General features: G+C 66.9%; 8 protein-coding genes. 3 read left to right on the top strand and 5 right to left on the bottom strand.

Annotation, left to right across the window (positions count from 1 at the left end):
• Positions 1-1028 precede the first annotated feature (1028 nt).
• Positions 1029-1865 carry a bifunctional allantoicase/(S)-ureidoglycine aminohydrolase gene (locus G3N98_RS36730; RefSeq protein ID WP_039349877.1) on the top strand — a complete coding sequence of 279 codons (837 nt, stop codon included), beginning with the start codon at positions 1029-1031 and terminating at the stop codon, positions 1863-1865.
• A 204-nt stretch (positions 1866-2069) separates the two neighbouring features.
• On the opposite strand, the gene G3N98_RS36725 is transcribed toward G3N98_RS36730, so the two are convergent.
• Complete coding sequence (locus G3N98_RS36725; protein WP_206150861.1) at positions 2070-3137, bottom strand: zinc ribbon domain-containing protein; 1068 nt, start codon at positions 3135-3137, stop codon at positions 2070-2072.
• 157 nt (positions 3138-3294) lie between these two features.
• Positions 3295-4089, bottom strand: a complete 795-nt coding sequence (locus G3N98_RS36720; protein WP_206150860.1) for an aminoglycoside phosphotransferase family protein — start codon at positions 4087-4089, stop codon at positions 3295-3297.
• 237 nt (positions 4090-4326) lie between these two features.
• Here G3N98_RS36720 and G3N98_RS36715 point away from each other — a divergent pair, with 237 nt between their 5' ends.
• Entirely contained in the window at positions 4327-6450 is a 2124-nt protein-coding gene (locus G3N98_RS36715; protein ID WP_206150859.1) for a PBP1A family penicillin-binding protein, read from the top strand.
• Between the two features lie 8 nt (positions 6451-6458).
• On the top strand, positions 6459-7070 hold the full coding sequence (locus tag G3N98_RS36710; RefSeq protein ID WP_089475798.1) for a trimeric intracellular cation channel family protein: 612 nt from the start codon (positions 6459-6461) through the stop codon (positions 7068-7070).
• 85 nt (positions 7071-7155) lie between these two features.
• Here the strand turns inward: G3N98_RS36710 and G3N98_RS36705 are convergent, their stop codons facing one another.
• The 3 genes from G3N98_RS36705 to G3N98_RS36695 form a co-directional block, all read right to left on the bottom strand.
• The gene (locus G3N98_RS36705; protein ID WP_206150858.1) at positions 7156-7542 is read right to left on the bottom strand and encodes a VOC family protein; all 387 of its coding nucleotides are present in this window, start codon (positions 7540-7542) and stop codon (positions 7156-7158) included.
• Positions 7543-7661: 119 nt separating this feature from the next.
• Positions 7662-8483 carry a heme ABC transporter ATP-binding protein gene (locus G3N98_RS36700; protein ID WP_206150857.1) on the bottom strand — a complete coding sequence of 274 codons (822 nt, stop codon included), beginning with the start codon at positions 8481-8483 and terminating at the stop codon, positions 7662-7664.
• Between the two features lie 19 nt (positions 8484-8502).
• Positions 8503-8689, bottom strand: a 187-nt coding sequence (locus G3N98_RS36695) for an iron chelate uptake ABC transporter family permease subunit (RefSeq protein WP_206150856.1), incomplete at its 5' end; no start/stop codon positions are given.

The following is an 8689-nucleotide window of genomic DNA, read 5'->3' as shown; positions in this document are numbered from 1 at the left end:
CCGCACGGGCGGCCTGCTGGGTGCGGCGGTCGGCGGCGGCGCCGGCGCGGCGCTCGGCGGCAACATGTCGCGCAGCTCGTACGAGCGCGATTACGGCGGTCGCGGCGATCGTGGCTACCGCCACCGCAAGCATCACCATCACCGCGACTGGGACTGATTGCCGCTGGCGCGGCTCGGTGCGCGAACCGCGCACCGGCGCGCCGACGGCGTCGGCACCCGACGCGAGATTCGGCCCGGCGGCCTGCCGGGCCGTCATCGCCGGCCAGACCGGCGAATACCCTTCCGGCTTCCTCAGCCGCGGCCAGATGCCCGATCGACGGGCCGGCAAGTTTCCCGCCTCGCTGTATTTCCCCGCTTTCCGACTCCATCGACTCTCGTGACTGAATGCGTCCGAGTAGTGCCGATACCATTCGCGTTCCATTCGATTTCCGTTGGCCCCGTTCTGCGGCCTGACGGCGGCTCGTGACTGGCGCGGTGCGGCTTGCCGCCGTGCGCACGTTGGCGGGATCCAGTCTGCGTAACCGGAGTATCGCTAACCGCGTGTGTCGCTAGAGCGGCTGCGGCTTTTCACCTGTCCTGTAGCGTCCCGGCGAACGTACATGTTGCCCCGCCCGTCAGGATTTCCCTGATAGCCAGAGCGTCGTTTCGCGCGTCCTTACCGCGTATCGCGGCTGCCGGCTAGTAGTGGGAAATCGAATGGAATCCATCGCAACATTTAATTGGTCGATTGCGGACGACTTCGCTATCGTCGGCGATGCTCGCGTACGGCATCGCACCGTGCCGCTGGCCGCGCCTCGCCGCATGATCGCGAGCGCCACGGCCCGGTCGCCGGCCCCACAAGCATGGGCCGCCGCGTCCGAAGAACCGGACGAACCCGTCGCGAAGCCTGGCCGACCGAACGAAGGCGCATGCGCCTTCAAGCCACCCCGGCAACGATGTCCCGCCGCCGCATGCGTGCCCCACGCGCGTACGTGCCGCCCGATGCCGTTGGCACCCGGGGCCGGACCAACCCATTGCCTGGATGCACTATGTCTAAGACAACGTATTACGCGCCGCATGGCGGCCACCCGCCGCAGACCGATCTGCTGACCGATCGCGCGATGTTCACCGAGGCGTACGCGGTGATCCCGAAGGGTGTGATGCGCGACATCGTCACGAGCTGGCTGCCGTTCTGGACGAACACGCGCCTGTGGGTGATCGCCCGCCCGCTGTCGGGTTTCGCGGAAACCTTCTCGCAGTACATCGTCGAAGTGAACCCGGGCGGCGGCAGCGACAAGCCCGAGCAGGACAAGAACGCCGAAGCGGTGCTGTTCGTCGTCGAAGGCGAGGCCGAGCTGACGCTGCAAGGCACGAAGCACGTGCTGAAGCCGGGCGGCTACGCGTTCATTCCGCCGGGCGCGGATTGGACGCTGCACAACGTCAGCGATGCCGCGGTGCGTTTCCACTGGGTGCGCAAGCACTATCAGGCCGTCGACGGCATTCCGCTGCCGGAAGCCTTCGTGACCAACGAGCAGGACGTCGAGCCGATCCCGATGCCGGGCACCAACGGCGCATGGGTGACGACGCGCTTCGTCGACATGAGCGACATGCGCCACGACATGCACGTGAACATCGTGACGTTCGAGCCGGGCGGCGTGATTCCGTTCGCTGAAACGCACGTGATGGAGCACGGGTTGTATGTGCTCGAAGGGAAGGCTGTTTATCGGCTGAACCAGGATTGGGTCGAGGTTGAAGCCGGTGACTTCATGTGGTTGCGTGCTTTCTGCCCGCAGGCGTGTTATTCGGGTGGGCCTGGGCGTTTCCGTTACCTGCTGTACAAGGACGTGAACCGTCACATGAACCTGTTGCTGAATCCGGCGCGGTAAGCGTCGTTCAGGCAGTTGGATGTGAAAGCCCGCCGGTGAATGCCGGCGGGCTTTTTTTCGGGTTCTTCGCGGGTTTCCAGGGGGCCCGTTTGACGCCCCGTTTCCGACGGTCGGGTGGCCGCGGTTCCAACGGCAGGTGTCACCTGCGGATTCAACCCGGCATCGACGGAATCCAGCCAGTGCGTGTTGCGAACCCGCCGACCGTCAGTCGGATGCCGCCGGCGACTCATTGCCCTGCGTCGCGCCACATTGATGGCAATGCGGGAAGAAGAAGAAATTCCGGCCACCGCATCCGCATACGTTGAAGAGCCGCAATCCGCAATGCACGCAGAACGTGGAGTCGTCGCCGCCGAGATTCCATTGTTTGTCGCAGGACGGGCAGCGCTTTTTCTCGAGTGAGCGAACGGCCTTTTCGTATCCGATCGTGCGCGCACGTTCTCCCTGGTCCTGCTGCAATTCGAGCCGCTTGCGTTCGGCATAGCGCTGAAAGGCCTTCATCATGTAAAGGCCGGCGAACACCGTGAGCGCAATGCCGACCAGGACCCGGACATAGCCGCCGAAATTCGGCAAGTACGGGACCAGTTCGATGAAAAATGCGCTCAGTGAAAACAGGCCGAAGCCATACACGAAAGGCCAGTAGCGCATCTTGCGATAGCGCACGAACAGCCAGATCGCCATCAGCAGAATCGGCAGCGTGAGCGCAAGCCGCAGTCCGAACACCTGCAACTCGTAATGCCGGTTTGCCTTTTCGAAGCGCTGTTGGGCTGCCGCGTCCGCGTCGGCGATTTGCGTGTCGACTTGAGTCTGCTGCGACGCCAGGGCCCGTTGCTGGTCGCCGATCGCATCGATCTGATGCTGCCAGTTGACGACCACGGCCTGGAGCGTATCCAGCTTGCGAGTTCGCGCCAGAATGTCCGGGTCCCTCGCACTGCCTCCCGTCACCGAGCGGGTTGCCAGCCAGTTGCGGAAACTTTCTTTCTCGGCCGCGTACTCCTTCGCGGCGCGTCCGCGAGCCACCTCCATTGCGTCGGCCTTCTCGGCAAGCGCGTCGTGCCGTGCCTGCAGATCGCGCCGGGCTGCATCCAGCCGCGCCTTCAATGGCGCATCTGCGAATTGCTCGACGACGGGCGGCCCGCCCCTCGGAGCGAAGGCCATGTCGCGAATCACGAGACTGCCGAGCATGTTCAGAAAGACAGCGAAGATGATCGCAATTACCCACGAGGCTATCCGCAGGAGACGTGCCGGACTGGTCAGGCCGTCGCTGGAAGTCATCATTGTTTTGCCTTTGTTGGAATGGTTATATAAGCGGGCTTGATTGTCGACGATTCCCGCACCCTTGTCGAACGTCCCCTCCTGGCCGGGAGCCGTCGGTCTTCCCGCGTTCCCCGGGAATTCATGATGAACCCGTTTTCACGGGCGATGCGTGTGGCTACAGGCCGAGCGCAGCCGCCGCGAGCGTCGCGACCTGCAGCCGTGTATCGGGCGACAGGCCGTCTTCGATCAGCCACACGGCCGACAAACCCGACCACGCGAGAATCCACTGCAGCAACCGGCGCCTATCGAGCCGTGCAGCGTCGGCCACGACCATGACACGCCGTTCGAACCGCACCGGATCGACCGCAACATCGTGCGACGGATTGCAGAACAGGTTCGCATAGTCGAACGCGCGATCGCCGCGCAGCCCTTTCGGGTCGATCGCACGCCAGCCGCGATCGCCGAAATGGAGAATGTTGCCGTGATGGATGTCGCCGTGCAGGACGACTTCGTCGACGGCCGGCCCGTCCAGCAGCTGGCGCGCGACCGTTCCCGAGCAACGAAGCATGTCATTGCCCGAAGCGTCGGACAGCAGCGCCTGAAACCAGTCATGCAGCGCCACGACCGAAGGCGGCTCCGAAGCACGATGCGCATGCAGCCGCGCGACGACATCGCACGCGATGCGCATCGCATCGTCGTCATGCCCCGATGCCGAAAAGCCGGCCAGCGTCGGTTCCGGCTGCGCCCGTTCGAGCAGAATCGCATCGCCGTCATGCAGCCACACCTGTGCGGCGCCTTGCCCGTTCCACCAGGTCATCAGCGCATTACCGCGACGTTCTTCGTCGCAGGTAGCAACTTTCAACATCGCCGGCCGCGATTGCCAGACGACGGGCAACAGGCCGCCGCTAGCGGTCAGGATCGGGCCGCCGTCAGGAACGAGGCCCCACAGGCCAAGGTATCGATCGAACATCACACGATGCTACCGCCGAACCTGCTCGCGCGCAGCACGGTTCGTCCAACGGTGCGTCACGCGGTCGCAGATGCGACGTGAACGGCCCACGCCCACTTTCCTAAATAAAATTTAGCCAGCCAAACTTTGGCTAAAGAATGTTCCGGTTTCGTGCCATCCCTTCGACAATGCGCGCCTTTCGTGACCGTCGGTTCCTCTCGCGCACCGGCCGTCGCAGCATCGAAGAAGGAGCCCGACATGACCGACCACACCGCATCCCCGCCACCACCACCGGCGCCACCGCCACGCCGTCGCCGTGTGTGGCGCACGCTCGCGGGCGCGCTGCTCGGCCTGACGGTCGCCTGCGCGGGCATCGGCGCATGGACGATCCAGCGCATCTGGACGCAGTTGCCGTCCGTCGAGCACCTCGCCGTCTATCGTCCCGCGCTGCCGCTGCGGATCTTCTCGCGCGACGGCGACCTGCTGGCCGAATACGGCGTCGAGCGGCGCGAGTTCGTGCCGCTCGAACGCATCCCGCCGCTGATGCGGCAGGCGCTGCTCGCGGCCGAGGACGCGAAGTTCTACCAGCACGGCGCGGTCGATTTCAACGGCCTCGCGCGCGCGACGTTCGCGAACGTCGTGACGGGGCAGCCGGGGCAGGGCGGCAGCACGATCACGATGCAGGTCGCGCGCAACTTCTACCTGACACGCGACAAGGTGCTGAGCCGCAAGCTCGCCGAGATCCTGATGGCGACCAAGCTCGAACGCGAGTACAGCAAGGACAAGCTGCTCGAGCTGTACATGAACGAGATCTATCTCGGCGAGCGCGCCTACGGTTTCGCGGCGGCCGCGAACGTGTATTTCGGCAAGCCGCTCGACGCGCTGAGCGCGGGCGAGGCGGCCGTGCTCGCGGGGCTGCCGAAGGCGCCGTCCGCGTTCAACCCGGTCGTCAATCCGGCACGCGCGACCGCGCGGCGCAACTACGTGCTCGGCCGCATGCATGCGCTCGGCCAGCTCGACGACGCGACGTATCACGCGGCCGTCGACGCGCCGATCGTGCTGGCAACCACGCCGCCGCCGGGGATCATGGCGGCGCCGTACGTCGCCGAGCGCGCGCGCCGGATGATGGTCGAGCGTTTCCATGACGACGCCTATACGCTCGGCCTCGACGTGACGACGACGATCTCGATGCGCGACCAGCGCGCGGCCGAATCGTCGCTCGCCCGCACGCTGAGCCGCCAGCCGCGCGCGCAGCGCGATGCGCGCAACGGGCTCGAAGGCGCACTGGTATCGCTCGACGCGGCAACCGGCGACATGCTCGCGCTCGTCGGCGGCGCGGATTTCAACCGCAACGTGTTCGACCATGCGCTGCAGGCGTATCGCCAGCCGGGGTCGAGCTTCAAGCCGTTCGTCTATTCGGCGGCGCTGGAAAAGGGCTACTTCCCGGGCGTGCTCGTCGACGATACGCAGCGCACGCTGACACATGAGGAAACCGGCGCGCGGCCATGGCGCCCGCGCAATTTCGCCAACAACTACGAGGGCTTCATTCCGGTGCGGCGCGGGCTCATGCGCTCGAAGAACCTGGTCGCGGTCAGCCTGATGCAGGCCACCGACGCGCGTTACGTGCAGCAGCACGCGGTGCACTTCGGCTTCGACGCGCAGCGCAATCCGGCGTCGCTGCCGCTCGCGCTCGGCGCGGGCGCCGTGACGCCGCTCGAACTGGCGAGCGCGTACAGCGTGTTTGCGAACGGCGGCACGCGGATGGAGCCGCGCCTGATCCTGTCGGTGAAGCAGCGTCATGGCGGCGCGATATACGAGGCGACGGCGCCGTCGGGCGAGCGCGTCGTGTCGGCGCGCAACGCGTTCGTGATGGACAGCATGCTGCGCGACGTCGTGAAGTCCGGCACCGCGCGCGGCGCGCTCGCGCTGCGCCGCGACGACGCGGCCGGCAAGACGGGCACGTCGAACGGGTCGAAGGACGTGTGGTTCGCCGGCTACTCGTCGGGCATCGTCGCGGTCGCGTGGCTCGGCTACGACACGCCGCGCCCGATGGGGCGCGCGACCGGCGCGTCGCTGGCGCTGCCGGTCTGGCTCGACTACATGAAGACGGCCGTTGACGGACGTACGCCGGTCGAGGCAACGCCGCCGCAGGACGTCGCGCTCGTCGACGGCGACTTCGTCTACGCCGAATACACGCGCGGCACGTGCACGGCCGACGTGCCGTCGTACATCCGCAGCCGTTTCGCGTGCGGCGGGGCGGCGGCGGTGGGCGGTGCGTCCGACGCGTCGGGCAACAACGGCAAGCCTGCCGAGCCGATGCCTGCCGCGGTCGATGCGGCCGAGCGCGAACGCGTGCTCGACCTGTTCCGGACGGATGACTGACGCGCACCATGCATACGCTTTATCTGATTGCGATCGTCGCGGAAGCGATGTCGGGGGCGCTGATGGGCATGCGCCGCGGGATGGACCGCTTCGGGCTCGCGCTCGTCGGCGCGGTGACGGCGCTCGGCGGCGGCACCGTGCGCGACGTGCTGCTCGGCCACTATCCGCTCGGCTGGATCGCGCATCCCGAGTACCTGGTGATCACGCTCGTCGCGGCGACGGTCGCGTCGTGGGTCGCACGGCATGTCACGCGCATGAAGACGCTGTTCGTCACCGTCGATGCGATCGGCCTCGCGGCGTTCACGATCATCGGCTGCGACGTCGGCGCGTCGACGGGCACCGCGCCGATCATCGTCGTGCTGGCCGGCGCGATCACGGGCGTCTGCGGCGGGATGCTGCGCGACCTGCTGTGCAACGAGATGCCGCTGATCCTGCGCGAGGAGCTGTATGCGAGCGTCGCGTTCGTCACGGGCGGGCTCTATGTCGGGATGCAGCATCTCGGTGTCGATGCGGGCATCGCGACGGTCGTCGCGCTGGCGGCCGGCTTCTCGATGCGGATGCTCGCCGTGCGGCTCGGCTGGAAGATGCGGACGTTCGGTGCGGCGGATCTCGAGCATTGAGCAGGGACGCTTGCCGGTCTCGCGGCGCTGGGCGGCGGCGATGTCGGCCGGGGCGTTTGAGTGAACGCCCAGGCCGAACGGAAAGTCAGTCGGCCTGCATCACCTGGAAGACGTTGCCTTCCGGATCGATGCCGTCGTACATCGTGTACGCGAACCCTTCATAGCGCTTGAGATCGTGCACCGTCACGCCGCTGCCGGCCAGTCGATTGCGATGTGCGGCGATGTCACGGTCGATCGAGAACACGAACTTCACGTGGCTGGTTTCCGCGCGCGGTTCCGTGTGACCCGACATCGCGTGGCGGAACGCCGGGCCGGCGAGATGCAGCGCAAGCTCGATGGCGCCTGCGCCGAGCACGACCCACTCGTTTTCGATTTCCTCGACGACGGGTAGATCGAAATACCGTTGGTAGAACGCCTTCAGCAATGCGACGTCCTGGACGTACAGGATGATGCGGGTCATCGGAAGCGGCACGTGGGTCTCCTTGAAGGGGATGCGCGAAGCGCGAATGATGCGCCGTGACAGTCGTTGCCATCGATCAAGCAGGGCATCGCGCGACACAAAGCTCATGCGACCTGCGGCACACGCCCGCGCTACGCCGGCACCATCACCGGCGGTGCACCGTCGCCGGTTTCCACCATCTTCACCGCGAATCCGTAGCACTGCGCGATGTGCGCCGGCGTCATCACGTCGCGCGGCGTGCCGTGCGCGACGATCGTGCCGTCGGCGAGCATCGCGATCGTATCCGCATGCCGCGCGGCGAGGTTCGGGTCGTGCACGATCGCGAGCACGCCGAGCTGCCATTCGCGTGCAACGGCGCGCACGGTTTCGAGCAGGCGGTGCTGATGTGCGAGATCGAGCGCGGCGGTCGGCTCGTCGAGCAGCAGGTAGCGCGGGCCGCTTTCCGTCGCATCGTCGTCCGGCCACAGCTGCGCGAGCACACGGGCGAACTGCACGCGCGCGAGTTCGCCGCCCGACAGCGTCGTGACGTCGCGGCCGACGAGTGCATCGGCGCCCGCGCGTTCGAGCGCGCACCACGCGATGTCGCGATCGCGATGCGACGTCGCACCGCTGCGTCGCGCATGCGGATAGCGGCCGAGTAGCACGATTTCGTCGACGCTGAACGGGAACGCCGGCTGCGCGGCCTGCGGCAGCACCGCGCGCAGGCACGCGAGCCGCGGTGCGTCGATGCGTGCGAGCGGTTCGCCGTTCAGCGTGATGTCGCCGGTCACGCGCACGCCATTCGGCGCGACGCCGCCGGTGAGTTCACCGGCGAAGGTCTTCAGCAGCGTGCTTTTGCCCGCGCCGTTGCGGCCGAGCAGCGCGGTCACGCGGCCGGGTTCGATCGACAGCGACAGGTCGCGCAGGATCGCGTTGTGTCGACGGGCGACGTCGAGGTGATGGGCGGTCAGCATGATCGTCGTGAAAGAAGGGTTAGCCGCCGAGCGCGCCGCGGCTCTTCCACAGCAACGCGAGAAAGAACGGTGCGCCGAGCAGCGCGGTCAGCACGCCCAGCGGAATTTCGGCGGGCGCGGCAACGGTGCGCGCGGCGAGATCGGCGGCGAGCGTCAGCAGCGCGCCGAGCAGCGCGGCGCCGGGCAGCACGACGCGCTGGTCGGGA

Origin of the sequence: Burkholderia sp. Tr-20390 (genome assembly GCF_017104595.1) — a bacterium.
Lineage (GTDB): Bacteria > Pseudomonadota > Gammaproteobacteria > Burkholderiales > Burkholderiaceae > Burkholderia.
This window is presented reverse-complemented; position numbering and strand designations above follow the sequence as displayed.